This is a genomic window from Amycolatopsis sp. NPDC059027, from assembly GCF_042739735.1.
Lineage (GTDB): Bacteria > Actinomycetota > Actinomycetes > Mycobacteriales > Pseudonocardiaceae > Amycolatopsis.
Genome location: NZ_JBHYIK010000001.1, coordinates 1 through 19,052 on the forward strand (window position 1 = coordinate 1; position 19,052 = coordinate 19,052).

The 19,052-nt window shown below is 70.7% G+C and carries 15 protein-coding genes; 7 read left to right on the forward strand and 8 right to left on the reverse strand.

The features are described 5' to 3' along the window. Positions 1–164 precede the first annotated feature (164 nt). From ACFWY9_RS00005 to ACFWY9_RS00020, 4 genes are all read right to left on the reverse strand, one after another. Entirely contained in the window at positions 165–734 is a 570-nt protein-coding gene (locus ACFWY9_RS00005) for a dihydrofolate reductase family protein (RefSeq protein ID WP_378327681.1), read from the reverse strand. A 99-nt stretch (positions 735–833) separates the two neighbouring features. Further along, positions 834–1,478, reverse strand: a complete 645-nt coding sequence (locus ACFWY9_RS00010) for a DUF899 domain-containing protein (RefSeq protein WP_378337755.1) — start codon at positions 1,476–1,478, stop codon at positions 834–836. A 10-nt stretch (positions 1,479–1,488) separates the two neighbouring features. Then, positions 1,489–1,923 (reverse strand): SRPBCC domain-containing protein, encoded by a 435-nt coding sequence (locus ACFWY9_RS00015; protein ID WP_378327679.1) that lies wholly within the window; start codon positions 1,921–1,923, stop codon positions 1,489–1,491. Next, a complete protein-coding gene (locus ACFWY9_RS00020) occupies positions 1,916–2,263 on the reverse strand; it encodes an ArsR/SmtB family transcription factor (RefSeq protein ID WP_378327678.1) in 348 nt (115 codons plus the stop codon). The genes ACFWY9_RS00015 and ACFWY9_RS00020 overlap by 8 nt, the downstream gene beginning before the upstream one ends. 143 nt (positions 2,264–2,406) lie before the next feature. Here ACFWY9_RS00020 and icmF point away from each other — a divergent pair, with 143 nt between their 5' ends. After that, the gene (gene icmF, locus ACFWY9_RS00025) at positions 2,407–5,643 is read left to right on the forward strand and encodes a fused isobutyryl-CoA mutase/GTPase IcmF (RefSeq protein WP_378337756.1); all 3,237 of its coding nucleotides are present in this window, start codon (positions 2,407–2,409) and stop codon (positions 5,641–5,643) included. 4 nt (positions 5,644–5,647) lie between these two features. Here icmF and ACFWY9_RS00030 read toward each other — a convergent pair whose 3' ends face one another. Next, a complete protein-coding gene (locus tag ACFWY9_RS00030; RefSeq protein WP_378337757.1) occupies positions 5,648–6,604 on the reverse strand; it encodes an SDR family NAD(P)-dependent oxidoreductase in 957 nt (318 codons plus the stop codon). A 119-nt stretch (positions 6,605–6,723) separates the two neighbouring features. Between ACFWY9_RS00030 and ACFWY9_RS00035 the strand changes: the two genes are divergently transcribed. Next, positions 6,724–7,938, forward strand: coding sequence for a lipase (locus tag ACFWY9_RS00035; protein WP_378337758.1), 1,215 nt, complete (start codon positions 6,724–6,726; stop codon positions 7,936–7,938). On the opposite strand, the gene ACFWY9_RS00040 is transcribed toward ACFWY9_RS00035, so the two are convergent. Continuing rightward, positions 7,935–8,654 (reverse strand): class I SAM-dependent methyltransferase, encoded by a 720-nt coding sequence (locus tag ACFWY9_RS00040; RefSeq protein ID WP_378327674.1) that lies wholly within the window; start codon positions 8,652–8,654, stop codon positions 7,935–7,937. The two genes, ACFWY9_RS00035 and ACFWY9_RS00040, sit on opposite strands and share 4 nt — an antisense overlap. A gap of 113 nt (positions 8,655–8,767) precedes the next feature. Between ACFWY9_RS00040 and ACFWY9_RS00045 the strand changes: the two genes are divergently transcribed. Together ACFWY9_RS00045 and ACFWY9_RS00050 are read left to right on the forward strand one after the other, a co-directional pair. Then, a complete protein-coding gene (locus ACFWY9_RS00045) occupies positions 8,768–9,598 on the forward strand; it encodes an LLM class F420-dependent oxidoreductase (RefSeq protein ID WP_378337759.1) in 831 nt (276 codons plus the stop codon). A gap of 16 nt (positions 9,599–9,614) precedes the next feature. Then, positions 9,615–10,604 carry a TIGR03557 family F420-dependent LLM class oxidoreductase gene (locus ACFWY9_RS00050; RefSeq protein WP_378327672.1) on the forward strand — a complete coding sequence of 330 codons (990 nt, stop codon included), beginning with the start codon at positions 9,615–9,617 and terminating at the stop codon, positions 10,602–10,604. An 89-nt stretch (positions 10,605–10,693) separates the two neighbouring features. On the opposite strand, the gene kstR is transcribed toward ACFWY9_RS00050, so the two are convergent. Next, positions 10,694–11,332, reverse strand: a complete 639-nt coding sequence (kstR, locus tag ACFWY9_RS00055; RefSeq protein WP_378327671.1) for a cholesterol catabolism transcriptional regulator KstR — start codon at positions 11,330–11,332, stop codon at positions 10,694–10,696. Positions 11,333–11,518: 186 nt separating this feature from the next. On the opposite strand from kstR, the gene ACFWY9_RS00060 reads away from it, so the two are divergent. From ACFWY9_RS00060 to ACFWY9_RS00070, 3 genes are read left to right on the forward strand one after another with little or no spacing between them, the layout of a single operon-like run. Continuing rightward, a complete protein-coding gene (locus tag ACFWY9_RS00060; RefSeq protein ID WP_378337760.1) occupies positions 11,519–13,624 on the forward strand; it encodes an acyl-CoA dehydrogenase family protein in 2,106 nt (701 codons plus the stop codon). 57 nt (positions 13,625–13,681) lie between these two features. Further along, the gene (locus ACFWY9_RS00065) at positions 13,682–16,432 is read left to right on the forward strand and encodes a DEAD/DEAH box helicase (protein ID WP_378337761.1); all 2,751 of its coding nucleotides are present in this window, start codon (positions 13,682–13,684) and stop codon (positions 16,430–16,432) included. Next, the gene (locus ACFWY9_RS00070) at positions 16,432–17,613 is read left to right on the forward strand and encodes an SWIM zinc finger family protein (protein WP_378327668.1); all 1,182 of its coding nucleotides are present in this window, start codon (positions 16,432–16,434) and stop codon (positions 17,611–17,613) included. The genes ACFWY9_RS00065 and ACFWY9_RS00070 overlap by 1 nt, the downstream gene beginning before the upstream one ends. Positions 17,614–17,809: 196 nt before the next feature. On the opposite strand, the gene ACFWY9_RS00075 is transcribed toward ACFWY9_RS00070, so the two are convergent. Beyond that, the gene (locus ACFWY9_RS00075) at positions 17,810–19,051 is read right to left on the reverse strand and encodes an alpha/beta hydrolase fold domain-containing protein (protein ID WP_378327667.1); all 1,242 of its coding nucleotides are present in this window, start codon (positions 19,049–19,051) and stop codon (positions 17,810–17,812) included. Position 19,052 lies beyond the last annotated feature (1 nt).

Genomic DNA, 19,052 nt, shown 5'->3' on the forward strand with positions numbered 1-19,052 from the left:
TCCCAAAACCGCACCCGCACACCCCGCGGCAACACCACATTCGGCATCACAACCTCCGACCACAACCGGTGTTGCAACCACCCCATGAACCCGAGGGACATTGGCGACATTGAACGTCCTCAATGGGTCATTCGCGACATCACCCAGCCCGGCACGGATTCAGCTCACAGCGTGACCGCGCGCCGGTAGCGCAGCAGGACGGCCTTCCCGTCGAAGACGCGGGATTCCGTGAGTTCGAGGCCGAACCTGTCCGGGCGGCCGGGAAAGGCGTGCTTCCCGCCGCCGAGCACGACGGGGTGCACGACGATCAGGTACTCGTCGATCAGGCCGCGCTCGGTGAGCGCGGTGGCCAGTTCCGCGCCGCCCATGAGCAGGATGTCCTTGCCCGGTTCCCGTTTCAGCGCGGCGGTTTCCTCGCCGAGGTCGCCGCCGAGGACGCGGGTGTTCCAGCCGGCCTCGGTCAGCGTGCGGGAGAAGACGACCTTCGGGGTCGCACGCCAGACCGGGGCGAAGGCCAGGTCGTGCGGGTGGTCCGAATGCGATTCGGCCTCGGGCCAGTACCCCGCCATCATCTCCCACACCCGGCGGCCGTAGGCGAACGTGCCGCTGCGACCGGTCAGCGCCTGGGAGTAGGCGGACAGCTCCGGGCCCATGACCGGCCAGTCGAACTCGCCGCCCGGGCCCTCGACGTAGCCGTCGAGGGAGGTGTGGACCAGGTAGACGATCTCGCGCATGGGGTGCTCCTCGGTTTCGGTGAAGGGGTCCTTCACCGGATAGTCGGAGCACCCCGCGCGACCTTGACGTCCTCGCCGGAAGTTTTTTCGCGGCGGGGGTCAGTACTCGTTGTGGCGGCGCCACCAGGAGCTGGGCGCGTCCGTGCCGGGGCTGTTCTCCTCCCAGTCCTCCTGCCGCCCGAACGGGGTGAGGTCCAGATAGCGCAGGGTGCCGACCAGCTGATCGCCGCCGCGGCCGGTGGTGAAGTAGGTGCGGAAGACATCGTCGCCGTCCCGCAGGAACACGCTGATTCCGAAGCCGCCGCCGACACCGCTGTCGGCGGTGAACTCGCTGCCATGCGCGGAGACCCAGGGGACCGTCCAGCCCATCCGTGCCTTGTAGCGCTCGATCTCCGCCAGCGTCGCCGGCGCGACGACGGTGAGGGTGACGTCGCGGGCATGCAGATGCGCGAGGTGTCCGATGTTGTCGACCACCAGCGAACAGCCGGGGCAGCCCACCTCGTCACCGGGGTGCAGCATGAAGTGGTACACGATCAGCTGACGGTGTCCCTCGAACAGGTCGAGCAGGCTCTTCGGCCCGGCCGGTGTGTCGAACTCGTACTTCGCGTCGAAGCGCACCATCGGCAGCCCGCGCCGCTCGGCGGCCAGCGCGTCCTGCGCCTTGGTGAGCTCCTTTTCCTTGACCAGCAAGGTGTCTCGGGCCGTCTGCCACTCCTCGGGCGAGACGATCTTCGGCAGCGTCATGATTTCTCCTTCACGTCAGGTGGTGCACGAGGTCGTCGAACGCTTCCGACCAGCCGCCGTGGTGGCCGTCGCGCTCGGCGACGGTCGGGAAGCCGGTCTGGTGGAACGTCATCTCGGTCTTGCCGCCGAGATCGGCGAAGTGGATGGTGACCAGGGTCTGTTCGCGCATGTCGCCTTCGGTGTCCCAGGTGAAGGTGAACACCAGCCGCTCCGGCGCGGAGATCTCCCGGTAGGTGCCGTGCATCCAGTGCTCGTCGTCGCCCGCCTCGTCGCGGATGCAGGCACGCCAGGCGCCCTCGGGACGCGGATCGAGCGTGACCGCCGGGGCGGTGTAACCCTTCGGGCCGAGCCACGCGGCGAGCTGGTCGGGGTCGGTCCAGGCGGCGAACACCAGCTCCCGCGGCGCGTCGAACACCCGGGTGATGGTCAGTTCGTGGTCAGGCATCCCGGTTTCCTTCCTGTGCTTCGCGGAGCCGGCGCAGGTGCTCGTCGAGCTGGTCGAACGAGCCTTCCCAGAACCGCCGGTAGTGGCCGACCCAGTCCGCGACGTCGGCGAGCGGCGCCGCCTCCAGCCGGCACGGGCGCCACTGCCGGGTGCGCCCGCGGCTGATGAGCCCGGCGTTTTCCAGCACCTTGAGGTGTTTCGACACCGCCTGGAGGCTCACCTCGAACGGCGCGGCCAGTTCGTTGACCGTCGCCTCGCCCGCGGAGAGCCGCGCGAGGATGGCGCGCCGGGTCGGGTCGGCGAGCGCGGCGAAGGTGGCGCTGAGCTGATCAGTGGACATGAGGTCTCAATCGATCGGTTAATTAACCTATGGGTTGAATATAGCCGCGAGCTGGGACTTGTCAACCCGTCGTGTCGTCCTATGAGAGCCGGGTCACGGCCTCTAGGGTTTCCAATAGTAGGAAGTCCAAGTATTTTGGAGGGATGAGCAGCGACCTGTACCGCCCCGCGAACCCCGTCCGGTTCGTCACCGCGTCGAGCCTGTTCGACGGGCACGACGCGTCGATCAACATCATGCGGCGGATCCTGCAGTCGCAGGGCGCGGAGGTGGTGCACCTCGGGCACAACCGCTCGGTCGACGAGGTGGCCACCGCCGCCATCGCCGAGGACGTACAGGGTGTCGCCATCTCCGCCTACCAGGGCGGGCACGTCGAGTACTTCTCCTACCTGGTGGAGTTGCTCGCCGAGCGCGGCGCGGGGCACATCAAGGTTTTCGGGGGCGGGGGAGGCGTCATCGTCCCCGCCGAGATCGAGCTGCTGCACTCCCGCGGTGTCGCGCGGATCTTCTCGCCGGAGGACGGCTACCGCCTCGGCCTGCCGGGCATGATCAACACGATGATCGAGGCCTGTGACGTCGACCTGGCCGCGCGGCCGCCGTCCTCGATCGACGAGTTCCTCTCCGGTGACATGCCTTCGCTCGCCCGCGTGCTCACCCAGTTGCAGGCCGGGACGCTGGCCCCGGACTGGCTGGACGCGATCACCGAGACGGCGAAGAAGCGCACGGCCCCCGTCCTCGGCATCACCGGCACCGGCGGGTCGGGCAAGTCCTCGCTCACCGACGAGCTGATCCGCCGTTTCCGGCTCGACCAGGAGGACAAGCTGCGGATCGCGGTCCTCGCGGTCGACCCGACGCGCCGCCGCGGCGGGGGCGCGCTGCTCGGTGACCGGATCCGGATGAACTGCCTCGATGGCTCGCCGGTGTATTTCCGTTCGCTGGCCACGCGGGGCAGCAGCGGCGAGATTCCCGCCGGGCTGAGCGAATCCGTCCTGGCGTGCAAGGCCGCCGGATACGACCTGGTGATCGTCGAGACGCCGGGTATCGGCCAGGGCGACGCCGGGATCGTCGACTACGTGGACGAATCGCTGTACGTGATGACGCCGGAGTTCGGTGCTGCGTCGCAGCTGGAGAAGATCGACATGCTCGACTTCGCCGACGTCGTCGCGATCAACAAGTTCGAGCGCCGGGGAGCCGAGGACGCGCGCCGCGACGTCGCGCGTCAGCTCGTCCGCAACCGGGAAGCGTTCCACTCCGACCCCGCTGACATGCCGGTTTTCGGGACCAGTGCGGCGAAGTTCAACGACGACGGCGTCACCGCGCTCTACCAGCATCTGCGCGACTCGCTCGCCGAGCGCGGGCTTTCGGTGTCCGCCGGGGTGCTCCCGAAGGTCGAGGGCAAGGTGTCCACGGACGCCAGCACGGTCATCCCCGGGAACCGCGCGCGGTACCTGGCCGAGATCGCCGAGACCGTCCGCGGCTACCACGCGAAGACCGAAGAACAGGTCGCCGCGCTGCGCAAGCGGGATCACCTCGCCGCGGCGCGGGAGGCGCTGCTGGGCGCCGACGCCTCGACCGACGCGCTCGACGGGCTGCTCGCCGCTGCGGAGTCCGATGTGGACGGTGAGTCGACAAACCTGCTCGCCCGCTTCCGCGAGCTGGCCAAGGCCTACCGCGAAGACGAGTTCGTGGTGAAGATCCGGGACAAGGAGCTGCGTACCGCGCTGTGGCGGGATACGTTGTCCGGCAACAGGATCCCGCGTGTCGCGCTCCCTCGCTACACCGACCCCGGCGAGCTGCTCTCGTTCCTGCGCCGGGAGCACCTGCCGGGTTACTTCCCTTACACCGCGGGCGTTTTCCCGTTCAAGCGGGACGGCGAGGACCCGGCGCGGATGTTCGCGGGCGAGGGCGACGCGTTCCGCACGAACCAGCGGTTCAAGCTGCTTTCGTCGGATTCCGAGGCGAAGCGGCTCTCAACGGCGTTCGACTCGGTCACGTTGTACGGGCACGACCCGCACACCCGGCCCGACATCTACGGCAAGGTCGGCACCTCGGGCGTGTCCATCGCGACGCTGGAGGACATGAAGGCGCTCTACGACGGGTTCGACCTGACCGCGCCGAACACCTCGGTGTCGATGACGATCAACGGCCCGGCGCCGACGATCCTGGCGTTCTTCCTCAACACCGCGATCGACCAGCGGGTCGAGGCGTTCCGTGCCGAGCACGGCCGCGAGCCGAACGCCGAGGAGGCCGCGGAACTGCGGGAGTGGGCGCTGCGCAACGTGCGCGGCACCGTGCAGGCCGACATCCTCAAGGAGGACCAGGGCCAGAACACCTGCATCTTCTCCACCGAGTTCTCCCTGCGGATGATGGCCGACATCCAGGAGTGGTTCATCGAGCACGGGGTGCGCAACTTCTACTCGGTGTCGATCTCGGGCTATCACATCGCCGAGGCCGGGGCGAACCCGATCTCGCAGCTGGCGTTCACGCTGTCCAACGGCTTCACCTACGTCGAGTCGTATCTCGCGCGAGGGATGGACATCGACGACTTCGCGCCGAACCTGTCGTTCTTCTTCTCCAACGGGATGGACGCCGAATACTCGGTGCTGGGCCGGGTCGCGCGGCGGATCTGGGCCGTGGCGATGCGGGAGCGGTACGGCGCGAACGAGCGCTCGCAGAAGCTCAAGTACCACGTACAGACCTCCGGGCGCTCGCTGCACGCGCAGGAGATGAGCTTCAACGACATCCGCACCACGCTGCAGGCCCTGTGTGCCCTCTACGACAACGCGAACTCCTTGCACACCAACGCTTTCGACGAAGCGATCACGACGCCATCGGAGTCGTCGGTCCGGCGCGCGATGGCCATCCAGATGATCATCAACAAGGAATGGGGCCTGTCGAAGAACGAGAACCCGCTGCAGGGCTCGTTCATCATCGACGAGCTGACCGACCTCGTCGAGGAGGCCGTGCTGCTGGAGTTCGACCGGATCTCCGAACGCGGCGGCGTGCTCGGCGCGATGGAAACCGGTTACCAGCGCGGCAAGATCCAGGACGAATCGATCCTCTACGAGCGCAAGAAGCACGACGGCTCATTGCCGATCATCGGCGTCAACACGTTCCGCAACCCGCACGAGGGCGAGGACGACGTCGAGGTCGAACTGGCACGGGCGACCGAGGACGAGAAGCGCTCGCAACTGTCGCGTTTGGACGATTTCCAGAGCAGGCACCGCGAGGAGGCCCAGCAGGCGCTGAAGGCGCTGCGCGAGGCGGCCACCCGCGGCGGTAACCTGTTCGGGGTACTGATGGATGCCGCGCGGGTGTGCTCGCTGGGTCAGATCACCGAAGCGTTCTTCGAGGTCGGCGGGCAGTACCGCCGCAACGTCTGACGCCTCAGACGGCTTTCGCCGCGAACGCGTCGACTCCGGTGAGTTCCGCCGACAGCGTCCACAGGCGCGCAGCCTCGCCGGGGTCGGTCGCGTGTGCGCGGACGCCGTCGACCATGTCGGAGCGGTCGGTTGGTTCGGCGACGTCGCAGTCCTCGCAGTAGACGCCGCCGAGCCCGGCCAGCTGCGGGGACGTCGCCGCCCACACCTGGGTCGCGGCCCCTTGCTCCGGGGTCTTGAACGACGGGTCGATGACGGTGCCGTGTTCGTCCATCCAGCCGTTGCCGATCATCTCCGCGGTGTCGAGATGCCGGGTCAGCGGGGTGAGGATCTTGCCGGGGTGCAGGGAAAACGCCCGCACGCCAATGCTTTTCGCCAGCGTGTCGAGGTGGAGGGCGAACAGCGCGTTGGCGGTTTTCGCCTGGCCGTAGGCGAGGAACCGGTCGTAGCCGGTGGTGAACTGGACGTCGTCCCAGCGGATCCCGCTGAGCTGGTGGCCCGCCGAGGACACCACGACCACGCGCGTGCCGTCGTGGGCGAGTGCGGGCCAGAGCCGGTTGACGAGCGCGAAGTGGCCGAGGTGGTTGGTCGCGAACTGCGCCTCCCAGCCAGGGCCGACCCGGGTCTCAGGGCAGGCCATGATCCCGGCGCCCGCGATGAGGATGTCGATTTTCCGTTCGGTGGCGAGAAAACGCTCCGCGAAGGCGCGGACACTGTCGAGATCACCGAGGTCGAGTTCGCCGACCTCGACGCCGTCGAGCGCCTCGCGGGCGGCGGGCGGCCGGCGTGCCGGGACGATGACCTCGGCGCCCGCCTTGGCGAGTGCGCGCGTCGTTTCGAGGCCGATACCCGAGTAACCGCCGGTGACGAGCGCGAGCTTGCCGGAAAGGCCGATGCCCGCCAGGACGTCGTCCGCGGTGCTGCGGGCGCCGAAGCCCGAGCCGATCTTGTGCTGTGTGGTCACGGGGCGACGCTACGAGCTGGAGCGCGCTCCAGCGCAAGGGTTCCGGGGGAGAGCCCTACCACGGAGAGGGTGGCCGACCGGTGTGTGCGGCGGGCCTGGCGTTCGTAGCGTGCGGAGCCATGACTTCCTTACATCGCTGGGGTGCCGCGCTTGTCGCGGGTGTCGTCGCCTGCGCCCTCGTCGCGGGACCGGGATCGGGATCGGCTGAGGCACAGGAGAGAGGACGGCTCGCCGACGTCGTGCCGCTGCGCACCGTGAGCGCGGCGGACGTGGCGGGGGAGCTCGCCGCGACCGGTTTCGACGCCGGAGAAGTGCGGTATGGCGTGCGGGCCTTCCGGCTGGAGTACCGGACGGTGGACGCGCGGAACCGGCCGGCCACGGCGAGCGGGCTGCTGATGGTTCCCGAGGGAGGATCCGGCACACTGTCCACTGTGGTCACCGAACACGGGACAACCAGCTACCGCGGTGACGCGCCTTCCATACGTGCCAAGGACTTCGCGACGTCGCCCGCGCTGACCTACGCGTCGGCGGGCTTCGCCACGGTCGCGCCCGACTACCTCGGGCTGGGCACCGGGCCCGGCTTCCACCCGTGGATGGACGTTCCGTCCGAGACCACCGCGTCACTGGACATGCTGCGTGCCACACGGGAGTTCCTCGGGCACCGGATGGGCCGGGACGTGCTGGTCGCCGGGTTCTCCCAGGGCGCGTCGGCGGCGCTGGGCCTGGCGCGGGCGCTGGACGGGCACGCGGACCCGCGGTTCCGGCTGCGCGCGCTGGCCCCGATCAGCGGCGGCTACGCCTTCCGGGACGCGGAAATCCCCGCACTGCTGGCCGGTGAACTCGAAACGAAGTCGAGTGCGTTGTACGCGGCGTACCTGCTCGTCTCGTGGAACCGGTTGCACCACCTCTACCGTTCGCCGTCGGAGATCTTCCGCGCTCCCTACGACAGGACGATCGAGGAACTCTTCGACGGGAACCACACCGGCAAGCAGCTCATGGCGGGCACCCCCGGCACCCTCGGGGAGCTGATCACTCCGGCCGGGATCGACCTCCTGCGGCACCCCTCGCCCCGGTTCGCCGCGGCGTTGCGCGTCGCCGACGGCGTGTGCACCGGCTGGAAGCCGGGCGCGCCGATGCGGCTGTACGTGATGGACGGTGACGACCAGGCCGCCACCGCCAACACCGATCGCTGCGTCGCGGGCTTCGCCGGCGCCGGGGTTCGTCCGGAGGTCGTGCGGTTGCCGCACTCTGTCTACAATGGATCGACGCATCTCGCGTCGAACGTGACCGCCACCGGCGAAATCGTCCGCTGGTTCCTGCGCGAAGCCGCCTAGGGGAGGACGGCGGTCAGCTGCCACACGGGCACCTGGATCCGGCCGCGCTCGTCGACGTCGAACTCGGCGAGCGCGGCTTGGTCGATCTCGCGTTCCGGTTCGACGGCCTGGATCATGGCCACCATGCTGTCCCTCGTCATCGAGGTGGTGTACACGGCCTTTTCGAGCCGGGTGATCGTCCAGTCCTTCCCGACCTTTTCGCGCAGATCGCGTTCGCTGATCAGGAACGGGACCGGGAAGCTTTCGGGGAGCCCCTCGGGAAAGCAGAAGATGTGCAGGCGGGCGCCGGGCTTCGCGGCGCGGGTGAGCGCGTCGACGTAGGCGCGTCGTGCTTCCTCGTCGAGGCAGTGGTAGAGCGCGCTGTCGACCACGGTGTCGAAGCGGTTCTCGAACCCGTCGAGGCGGGTCGCGTCGGCCTCGGCGAACTCGACCTCGACGCCTTGGGCCGCGGCGCGCTCGCGAGCCTGGCGAAGCGCGGTGACGGACCCGTCCACGCCGGTGACGCGGTGCCCGCGTGAGGCGAGGAAGATCGCGTTGTCGCCGAGGCCGCATCCGACATCGAGGACGTCCTCGCCGATTTCCCCCGCGCTCTCGACTGCCACCAGCGCCGGCTGCGGCGCGCCGATGTCCCACGGCATGACGGGCCCGACGCCCGTTTTTCCTTGGTACAGCTGCTCGAAGTCGACGTCGTCGAGATCGATCCCCGGATCGGTCATCGCATCCTCCCAAGTTATTCAACGCCCGATGAGTTCCATCATGCTGCCGATCTTGGTGAGGTGTCAACACACCCGCGGGAATATCGGGGGCGCCGGGCGAGTAGTTGACTGACATGGACTTCGGTATTGGGACTTTTGTGACCGACGAAGGAATCCGGCCCGACGTGCTGGGCGGGGCGGTGGAGGAGCGGGGGTTCACGGCGTTGTCGCTGGCCGAGCACTCGCACATCCCGGCCAGCCGCGAGACGCCCTATCCCGCCGGCGGCGAGCTGCCGCGGGTCTACTACCGCACGCTCGACCCGTTCCTCGCGCTGAGCGCGGCCGCCGTGGCCACGAAGACCCTCCGGCTCGGCACCGGGATCACGCTGCTGATCCAGCGTGACCTCATCCACACCGCGAAGGAGGTCGCCACGCTCGACCTGCTGTCGGGCGGGCGGTTCGACTTCGGCGTCGGGGTCGGCTGGAACAAGGAGGAAATGCGCAACCACGGTACCGACCCGGCCACCCGCGGCGCGCTGATGAACGAGCAGCTGGCCGCGCTCAAGGAGATCTGGGCCAAGGACGAGGCCGAGTTCCACGGCAAGCACATCGACTTCGACCCGATCTTCTCGTGGCCGAAGCCGGTGGCGAAGCCGCATCCGCCGATCTTCGTCGGCGGCGCGAGCAAGGCGGCGTTGAACAGGCTGGTCGCGCACGGCGACGGCTGGTTGCCCACGCCGGGGGCGTCGCCCGAGGAACTGCACCGCGTCCGGAAGTGGCTGGCCGAGCAGGGCCGCACCGGCGTCCCGTTCGTGGTGTGGGGCTCGCCCGCCGAGCAGGCGGTGATCGACGGCTACGCCGAGGGTGGCGTCGATCAGGTGAACCTGATGTTGCCGACCCTGCCGGAGAGCGAGACGCTGCGGAAGTTGGACGAACTGGCCGCGTTCGCGCAGGCCAACCGCTGAAGGGTTTGATGACCTCGTGAGTGACGTACAAATCGGCCTGGCCGCGGCGCTGGAGCAGTTCTCGCCGCGGGAGTCGATCCGGCTGGCGGCGCTGGCCGAACAGCACGGGTTCTCCGGTCAGATGGCGGCGGACCACTTCCAGCCGTGGGTCCCTCAGCAGGGTGAAGCTTCGTTCGTGTGGAGCGTGCTCGCCTCGCTGGCGGAGAACACCACCGGCGACCTCGGCCCCGGCGTGACCTGCCCGTCGTTCCGGCTGCACCCGGCGATGGTCGCGCAGGCGGCGGCGACGCTGGAGGCGACCTACCCGGGCCGCACCTGGCTCGGGATCGGCTCCGGCGAAGCGCTCAACGAGCACATCATCGGCGGCTACTGGCCCGAGGCGCCCGAACGGGTCCGGCGGATGTTCGAGGCGCTGGAGATCATCCGGAAACTGTTCGGCGGCAAGGACGTCAAGCATTCGGGGGAGTTCTTCAAGCTGCACACCACGCGGCTGTGGACGCTGCCCGACGCGCCGCCGCCGATCTACATCGCGTCGGCGGGCCCGTACACCTCGCGCAAGACCGGCGAGCTGGCCGACGGGCTGATCACGCCCGGCGCGTCGCTGGAGAAACTCGGCGGGATCCTGGACAACTTCAACCAGGGCGCGAAGAAGGCGGGCAAGGATCCGGACGCGATGCCGAAGCTGCTGCAGGTGCACCTGTCCTGGGCCGAGGACGACGAGACGGCGTGGGCGAACGCGCTGGACCAGTGGCCCAACGGTGGCATGAAGTTCCCGAAGGCCGACATCCGCTCGCCGTTCGACTTCGCGCAGATGGCGAAGCTCGTGCGGCGGGAGGACTTCGAGGGCCGCATGGTCGTTTCGTCCGATCCGGACGTGCACCGCGCGGCACTGCAGAAGTATGTGGACGCCGGGTTCACCCGGATCTACGTCCACAACGTGGGACGCAACCAGGACGCGTTCATCGAGACCTTCGGGCGCGACGTCCTGCCGAAGCTCACCGCGTGAGCTGAAGGGGACTTTCCTCTCGTTACATGTGAGGAAAGTCCCCTTCATCGCATGAGACGCGACGAACGTCCCCTTCAGCACACGGGGCGCTACTTGTCCAGCAGCAGGTGCACCGAGAGTTCGACGCGGTGCGCGACGTCGGCGGCCGACGCGCGGCGGGTCACCCAGGCGACCAGGTTCGCCATCCAGACGTCCGCGATGACGTGGAAGATGTCGCGGTCGGCCTCGGTCGGGTCGGTGATGCCCATCGCCTTGGCGAACATGTTCTCCATGAGCCGCCCGACCTGTTCGACCTCGGCCGCGGCGGAGGTGTCGGCGAACATAAACGCGCGCACCATGGCCTCGGTCAGGTGCGGATCGCGCTGCATGAGCCGGGTGTTGCGGCCGAGCACGAACATCAGCCGCTCGGCCGGGGTGTCGCCGGGGATGGCCGACCGCTCGAGCTTCTCCTGCGCCCGTTCGAACTCCCTGGCCAGCCCGGACACCAGCAGGTGGATCTTGGACGGGAAGTACCGGTACAGCGTGCCCAGCGCGACGTCGGCCTTCTCCGCGACGGCCCGCATCTGGACCGCGTCGTAACCGCCCTTGGCCGCGAGCGCCAGCGTCGCGTCGATGATCCGGCGCCGCCGGTCCCGCTGGGCGGCCGAGCCCAGTTCCTCGGTCCCCGCGCCGCTCAGCCCGTTGCCGCGCCCCTTCGCGGCCACCGGCGCCTTCGCCTTTCCTGGCATGGGCCCCTCTCCCGTCCCCAAAGCTGGCTTCGGAACTTGTTCCAGTTCCCGACGTAGCGTACCTGTCCTGGCGGACTCCGCGCCGATCGACCCACTGGCCGAAAAACTGTAACACGTTCTACACTCGCGAGTAGTCCGAGCCGGTACCCGTGGGTACCCGCTGGTCCTACCGCGAGGAGGTCGCCGATGCCGGTCGCGCTGACGGAGGAACAGGCCGCGCTGGCCGCCGCCATCCACGACTGGGCGGCCGCGCGCCATCCGGTGGAGGCCGTCCGCGCCGCCGAAAGCACGTGCGGCGGGGCGCTCCCGCCGGGGTTCGCCGAGATCGGGCTGTTCGGCGTGGCGCTTCCGGAGGACGTCGGCGGCGCGGACGGCACGGTGGCCGATCTCGCCGCCGGGCTCGCCGCGTCCGCCGAAGCGCTGGTCCCCGGGCCGGTGCTCGGCACCGCGCTCGCCGCGCTGCTGCTCGCCCGCGATCCGGATCGCCCGTCCGCCAAGGAGATCCTGCCCGCGCTGGCCGACGGGACCGCGCAGGCCGCGGTCGTGATGGACGTGTCGTTCGCCACTTCGGGTGACAGGCTGGTCCTCGACGGCGAGAGCGGTCCGGTGCTCGACGCGCACCCGGCGTCCTGGCTGCTGGTGCCCTGCGACGGCGGGTACGTCCCGCTCGCGCCGGGAACGCCGGGGGTGACCGTGGAACCGTTGGCGCCGTTCGACTTCTCCCGGCCGCTCGGCCGCGTCCGGCTCAGCGGCGTCGAGGTCGTGGCCGACGCCGTGCTGGCACTGTCCGATGTGGACGATCTCGCCGCGACACTGGGCGTCGCGGAGGCGGCCGGTGTCGCGCGGTGGTGTCTCACGACGGCGGTGGAGTACGCGAAGGTCCGTGAGCAGTTCGGTCGCCCGATCGGGTCATTTCAGGCGATCAAGCACCTGTGCGCCGAGATGCTCACCAGGGCCGAGTCCGCCGAGGCGCTCGCCTGGGACGCCGCGGCCGCCGGGCATCCACTCGCCGTCGCGGCCGCCGCGTCGGTCGCGCTGGACGCCGCGGTCGAGAACGCCAAGGACTGTATCCAGGTCCTCGGCGGCATCGGGTTCACCTGGGAGCACGACGCGCATCTGTACCTGCGCCGCGCGATCGCCGTCCGGCGGTGGCTCGGCGGGTCCGCCCGCTGGCGCCGCCGCGCCGCCGACCTGGCACTCGGCGGGGCGCACCGCACCCTCGCCGTCGACGTCGGTGACGACGCGGCGTTGCGCGAGCAGGTCGCCGAAATCGTTTACCTGCCAACGGAAGAACAGCGGGCGGCGCTGGCCGACGCCGGCCTGCTCGCACCGCACTGGCCCGCCCCGTACGGCCGCGACGCGGGTGCCGCCGAGCAGCTCCGCATCGACAACGCGCTCGCCGACGCCGGGCTCCGGCGTCCCGATCTCGTCGTCGGCGCGTGGGCCGTGCCGACCATCCTCGAACACGGCTCCGACGAGCAGCGGGCCCGGTTCGCCCTGCCCACGCTGCGCGGCGAACTCACCTGGTGCCAGCTGTTCAGCGAGCCCGGCGCCGGTTCGGATCTCGCGTCCCTGCGCACCGCCGCCCGCCGGGCCGACGGCGGCTGGCGGCTCACCGGCCAGAAGGTCTGGACGTCGCTCGCGCGCGAAGCGGACTGGGGCATCTGCCTCGCCCGCACCAATCCCGAAGCCCCCAAACACAAGGGGATCACCTACTTCCTGGTGGACATGCGCGCCGAGGGCATCACGACGCGGCCGCTGCGCGAGATCACCGGTGAGGCGGTGTTCAACGAGGTGTTCCTCGACGACGTTTTCGTGCCGGACTCCGACGTCGTCGGGGAGATCGACGGCGGCTGGCGGCTGGCGCGGACGACGCTGGCCAACGAGCGCGTCGCGCTCGGCAGCGGCTCGTCGGTCGGCGAAGGCGTGGAAAACCTTGTCGCGACGCTGAATCTCGCCCAGCTCGACGTCACCGCCCGCGAACGGCTGGGCGGCCTGATCGGCCAGGGCAGCGCGTGTTCCGTGCTCGACCTCCGCGCGACACTGCGGCGGCTCGGCGGGCAGGACCCGGGCGCGGAGTCGAGCGTCCGCAAGCTGCTCGGCGTCCGGCATCGCCAGGAGGTCGCCGAATTCGCGCTCGAATTCCACGGCGCGGACGTGCTCGCCGCGGGCGGGGCGGCGGCCGAAGCACAGCACGAGTTCCTGGTGTCCCGCTGCCTTTCCATCGCGGGCGGCACGACGCAGGTGCTCCGTTCGCTCACGGCGGAACGGCTGCTCGGCCTGCCCCGGTGACCTTCCCGATGGGCGCGGTACCGCCGTTTGTCGTACCCGTGGCATACCGTGCACGGCGTGGAGTTCGCAGCAGGCACCCAGGCCACCTACGTCCCCTCGGATCCGCCGAGGGAGGGCGTACTCGCGCTGTGGGGAGAAGGCGTCGAGGGCGATACCGCCATCGAGCTCGTGTTACCGGAGGGCAAGAAGTTCCGGCGCACGAAGGTCGAGGCGAGCGTCGTCCCGCTGGCGCGCGCCATCCCGCGGCTGCTGGTGGTCGGGGAGGACGCGAGCCCGGCGATGGCCGCGTGGTCGGCCGCGGTCAACGCCGGGGTCAACCTCGTCGCGCGCGGCAGGCTGCGGCCCTCGGTCTCGCCGAGCGGCGTCGGTTCGTGGCGGGTGGGCCCGCTCGACGCGGGTGACGAGGAGCTGTTGCGTGGCCTCGCCGGCGCGTTGCCGCCCGAGGCGCACGCGCTGCCGCTGTCCGGGCTGAAACGGATCCGGCTGCATTCGCCGGAGTCGCTCGTCCGTGCGCTGTGGGACGCCACGGCGGACGTGCTGGTGCGCACTCCGGCGGCCACGGCGGGCGGTCCGGCGGCGTTCTCGGCGGCCCAGCCGACTCTCGTAGGTGAGGACGGCGCGGCCTGGCTCGCCGAGCTGGACGCGCGCCAGCCCCACGGTGCCCAGCTCCTCCTGCGCGTCGAAGCCAGACTGGACGCCGACGCGGAGCCCACGTTCGCCGGAGTGCTGGCGGTGCGCAGCGTCGCCGAGCCGAGCCTGGTGGTCGAGGCGGCGACACTCTGGGACGCGCCGGACGCCGTGTTGAACCGGCTCGGGGACGGGGTCGAGACCCAGCTGCTGCTCGGCCTGCGCCGCGGCGCGCGGGCATGGGCACCGCTGGGCAAGGTACTGGCCGAACCCGCGCCTGCCGAACTGCCGCTGAGCGACGAGGAGGTCGTCGACCTGCTCACCGACGGCAGCCGTGACCTCGGCGGCGCCGGGATCGAAGTGCTGTGGCAGAAGGGTTTGTTCAGCGGCGAGGTCAAGGCGAAGGCGGGGGCCACCCAGCAGCCGGGGAGCGTCACCGGCCCGGTGTTCGACCTCAACGGGCTGCTGAAGTTCCGCTGGCGGCTCAGCCTCGGCGGCGAGGAGCTGACCGACGCAGAGGTGAACGCCCTCGCCGAGGCGAAACGGCCGCTCGTCCGCCTGCGCGGCCAGTGGGTCCGGGTCGATCCCGGGCTGCTTGCCCGCATGCGGGCTCGTCGCGAGCGCACGCTCACCGGCGCGGAGGCGCTGGCGGCCGCGCTGTCCGGGGAGCTGGAACTCGACGGCGAACGCGTCGAGTTCGAGGCGCCCTCGGCGCTGGGCGGGCTCGTCGAACGGATCCGGGAGCGGGCCGGGGAGCCGGTCGAACCGCCGCCGGGCCTGTGCGCGACGCTGCGCCCGTACCAGCGCGCCGGGCTGGCGTGGCTGGCCACCATGACCGGGCTGGGCCTGGGTGCCTGCCTCGCCGACGACATGGGGCTGGGCAAGACGATCCAGCTGATCGCGCTGCACCTGCACCGGCAGGAGGCCGCGGCGGGCCCGACACTGGTGCTGTGCCCGACGTCGCTGCTGGGCAACTGGGAACGCGAGTTCGCCCGGTTCGCGCCGGGGGTCCCGCTGCGCCGGTTCCATGGCGGCGGGCGGCATCTGGACGAGCTGCGGCCCGGCGAGGTCGTGCTCGCCACGTACGGCGTCCTGCGCAGGGATCGGGCCGCACTGTCCGAAGTGGACTGGGGCCTGGTCGCGGCCGACGAGGCCCAGCACGTCAAGAACCCGTTGTCGGCGACGGCGAAGGAGCTGCGGAAGATCCCGGCCGCGGCCAGGGTCGCGCTCACCGGGACTCCGGTCGAGAACCGGCTCACCGAGCTGTGGTCCATTGTGGACTGGACGACGCCCGGCCTGCTCGGCCCGCTGGACCGCTTCCGCCGCACCGTCGCCCGGCCCATCGAGCGCGACCGCGATCCGGCGGTCACCGAGCGGCTCGCCGGCACCGTGCGGCCGTTCCTGTTGCGGCGCCGCAAAACCGACCCGGACATCGCGCCGGAGCTGCCCCGCAAGACCGAGACCGACCGGTTCGTCCCGCTGACCGCCGAGCAGACGACACTGTACGAGGCGGTGGTGCGGGAGAACCTCGCGCTGATCCGCGAGTCCGAGGGCGTGCAGCGGCGCGGTCAGGTGCTCAAGCTGCTCACCGAGCTCAAGCAGATCTGCAACCACCCCGCCCAGTACCTCAAGGAGCCGCGTGGCGCGCTGACCGGGCGGTCGGGCAAGCTCGCGGCGTTCGAGGAACTGCTCGACGTCATCCTCGACGAGGGCGACAGCGTGCTGGTGTTCAGCCAGTACGTCAAGCTGTGCGAGCTGCTGGAACGCAGGCTGGCCGAACGCGGGCTGCCGGTGGCGTTGCTGTCCGGGAAGAACACGCCCGCCGAGCGCGAGGACATGGTCGAGCGGTTCCAGGCGGGCGAGGTCCCGGTGTTCCTGCTCTCGCTCAAGGCGGGCGGCGTCGGGCTGAACCTGACCAGGGCCACGCACGTCATCCACTACGATCGCTGGTGGAATCCGGCGGTGGAGGACCAGGCCACCGACCGGGCCTACCGGATCGGCCAGGACCGGCCGGTCCAGGTGCACCGGCTGATCGCCGAAGGAACACTGGAAGAGCGGATAGCGGCCGTGCTGGAACAGAAACGGGGTCTCGCCGACGCCGTCGTGGGCGCGGGTGAGGACTGGATCACCGAGCTGTCCGACGACCAGCTCGCCGATCTGGTCCGCCTGGGTTCGGGGTAATGCCGCCGCGCCGGACGTTCGGCAACACCTGGTGGGGGCGGGCCTGGGTCGACGCGTTGGAACAGCGGGCGAAGCTGGACCCGAACCGGCTGCCGCGCGGGCGGACGTACGCGCGCAAGGGCACCGTCGCCGGGCTGGCCGTCGGCGCCGGGGAGATCTCCGCGCGGGTGCGGGGAAGCCGTCCCGTCCCGTACAAGGTGACCATCCGGATGCGGGAGTTCGCCCCGGCGGAGTGGGACGCCCTGCTCGACGTCGCGGGCACGCGGCTGGGGCACGCGGCGGCCCTGCTCGACGGTGAGCTGCCGGAGGAGCTGGCCGAGCAGGCTCGGGAGGCCGGGGCCGATCTGCTTCCCGGCCCCGGCGACCTCAAGCCGCGGTGCTCCTGCCCGGACTCGGCCAACCCGTGCAAGCACGTCGCGGCCGTGTACTACGTCGTCGCCGACGAGGTCGACGCCGATCCGTTCGTGTTGTTCCTGCTACGCGGCAGATCCCGCGACGACGTCCTCGCCGAACTCCGCGCCCGCCGCACACCCCGCGGCGGTGACGGCGAGAAGCCGGGAAAGGCGTTGCTGCCGAAGAAGAATCCCGGCCTGACCCCGCGTGCCGCGTTCTCCCGCCGGGTCGGCCCGGTCCCGCCGCTGCCCGCCGCGCCCGAGGCCGCGGGCACTCCGGCCGTCCTCGATCTGGATCCGCCCGCGAGTACCGGCTGGACCGCCGCCGCGCTGACCACTCTCGCCGCCGACGCCGCCGCGCTGGCCCGTGATCTGCTGGTGCACGGCGCGCCCGCAGTGGCGGACCTGACGTTCGAAGAGGACCTGGCTCGCCGTGCGGCCACCCGCGGCGGCGACCTCGGCCCGCTCGCCGCCGAGGCGGATGTCCCGCTCCGCGAACTGACCCGCTGGGCGCATGCCTGGCGGGAAGCGGGCCGCGGCGGCCTCGCCGTGCTCCGGGAGCCGTGGCAGCCGGGCCCCGGCCCCCTCGAACGCGCCCGCGCCGAACTCGCCGATTCCGGCCTGACCGGCCAGGTGAAGGTCTGGCGCAACCGCGTCACCCAGGGCGACGTTCAGCTCCGCTACGGCCGCGACGCCCGCTGGTACCGCTTCGTCCGCGAAGGCCCCGAATGGCACCTAGACGCCCCACCCTCCGACGACCCCCTAGACCTCGCCTACCCCACCCCGTGAGATCGCCACCCCCTCACGCGAGTGCGCCGCCCAATCACGCGAGTGCGCCGTCCAGTCACGCGAGTGCGCCGTCCAGTCACGCGAGTGCGCCGTCCAGTCACGCGAGTGCGCCGTCCAGTCACGCGAGCCCGACCGTCTGGGTACGCGAGCCGACCGTCTGGGTACGCGAACCGTCCGTCGGGGTACGCGACTTCGCCTACTTCGCCGCCCAGCTCCGGTAACTGTGCTCCAGGAACCGTTCCACCCCACGCACCACGTGCGCGCTGCGGATGGACGGGAACACGTCGAACGCGTGCTGCGCCCCGGCCAGCTCCGCGTACGCGACCGGCTCCCGCGACTTCTCCCGCAGCCGCCGCACGAACTCTCGCGCCTCCCGCACCGGGATCAGCGAATCGTGCTTGCCGTGGATGACGAAGAACGGCGGCGCGTCCCCGGTGATCCGGTCCAGCGGCGACGCCGCGACATAGTCGTCGAGGTGGTTCACCGGGTCGCGGTCCGGGGCGAACACCCGGCGCGCCAGCAGCTGGTCCCGCCGGAACGTGCTCGACCGCGAGCCGGTGGTCGCGGCGAAGTCGTAGGCGCCGTAGTGCGGGACGCAGGCCTGCACGCTCGTGTCGACACCGGGGGCGTCCGGCTGGTACATCGGATCGTTCGCGGTCAGCGCGAGCAGCGCGGCGAGGTGCCCGCCCGCCGAACCGCCGGTCGCGGCGACGAACCGCGGGTCCCCGCCGTAGGAGGCGATGTGCTCGCGGATCCAGATCAGCGCCTGCTTCACCCCGAGGATGTGTGCGGGCCAGCGGGCGGCGGGGGCGAGCGGGTAGTTGATCGCGACGCAGACCCAGCCCCGCCGCGCCATGTGCAGCATGAGCGGCCTGCCCTGCTCCTCCTTGTTGCCGATCACCCAGGCGCCGCCGTGTACCTGCAGCAGCACCGGCGCGTCCGACACGGGTTTCCGCGGGCGGTAGACGTCCAGCAGGTACCGCTTGCCGCCGGGGGCGTAGGCGATGTTCCGCTCGACCACGACCTCCGGGTCGTGCATCCGGAACGGCAGCAGCAGCTGGCCCCACGGGGTCGCCAGGTCGCGTGGGCTCGGCGGATGCGCGAGCCGCGAGCCGTAGTCCTCGCCGAGCGCCTCGGTCAGCGCGTCCTCGACCTCGCCCTTCGCGCGCTGGGCTGTCGCGATCAGCGAGCCGAGTCCGGCGGCGGTCAGCCCGGCCAGCGCGAGCCCGATCCGGTCGGACGGCCTGCGCGCGCCGTGGCGTGCCAGGTGGACGGCCGTGTCGGCGGCGGTGAGCGCGAGCTGCTGGGGCGCCAGTTCGTCGGCCAGCCAGCCCGCGAAGAACAGCGGGATCGTCGCGCGCTTCGAACGCACCGGGCGCACGGCGTTGGCCGTGAGGGCGAGCTGGATCGCGCGGCGGGTCAGGAAATTCGGCTGCACC

What these genes read in the sequence shown, in the direction of transcription:
- ACFWY9_RS00005 (WP_378327681.1), bottom strand. Translation starts at nt 734, where the DNA reads ATGCGCGAGATCGTCTACCTGGTCCACACCTCCCTCGACGGCTACGTC.
- icmF (WP_378337756.1), top strand. Translation starts at nt 2,407, where the DNA reads ATGAGCAGCGACCTGTACCGCCCCGCGAACCCCGTCCGGTTCGTCACC.
- ACFWY9_RS00070 (WP_378327668.1), top strand. Translation starts at nt 16,432, where the DNA reads ATGCCGCCGCGCCGGACGTTCGGCAACACCTGGTGGGGGCGGGCCTGG.
- ACFWY9_RS00015 (WP_378327679.1), bottom strand. Translation starts at nt 1,923, where the DNA reads ATGCCTGACCACGAACTGACCATCACCCGGGTGTTCGACGCGCCGCGG.
- ACFWY9_RS00045 (WP_378337759.1), top strand. Translation starts at nt 8,768, where the DNA reads ATGGACTTCGGTATTGGGACTTTTGTGACCGACGAAGGAATCCGGCCC.
- ACFWY9_RS00020 (WP_378327678.1), bottom strand. Translation starts at nt 2,263, where the DNA reads ATGTCCACTGATCAGCTCAGCGCCACCTTCGCCGCGCTCGCCGACCCG.
- ACFWY9_RS00040 (WP_378327674.1), bottom strand. Translation starts at nt 8,654, where the DNA reads ATGACCGATCCGGGGATCGATCTCGACGACGTCGACTTCGAGCAGCTG.
- ACFWY9_RS00035 (WP_378337758.1), top strand. Translation starts at nt 6,724, where the DNA reads ATGACTTCCTTACATCGCTGGGGTGCCGCGCTTGTCGCGGGTGTCGTC.
- ACFWY9_RS00060 (WP_378337760.1), top strand. Translation starts at nt 11,519, where the DNA reads ATGCCGGTCGCGCTGACGGAGGAACAGGCCGCGCTGGCCGCCGCCATC.
- kstR (WP_378327671.1), bottom strand. Translation starts at nt 11,332, where the DNA reads ATGCCAGGAAAGGCGAAGGCGCCGGTGGCCGCGAAGGGGCGCGGCAAC.
- ACFWY9_RS00010 (WP_378337755.1), bottom strand. Translation starts at nt 1,478, where the DNA reads ATGACGCTGCCGAAGATCGTCTCGCCCGAGGAGTGGCAGACGGCCCGA.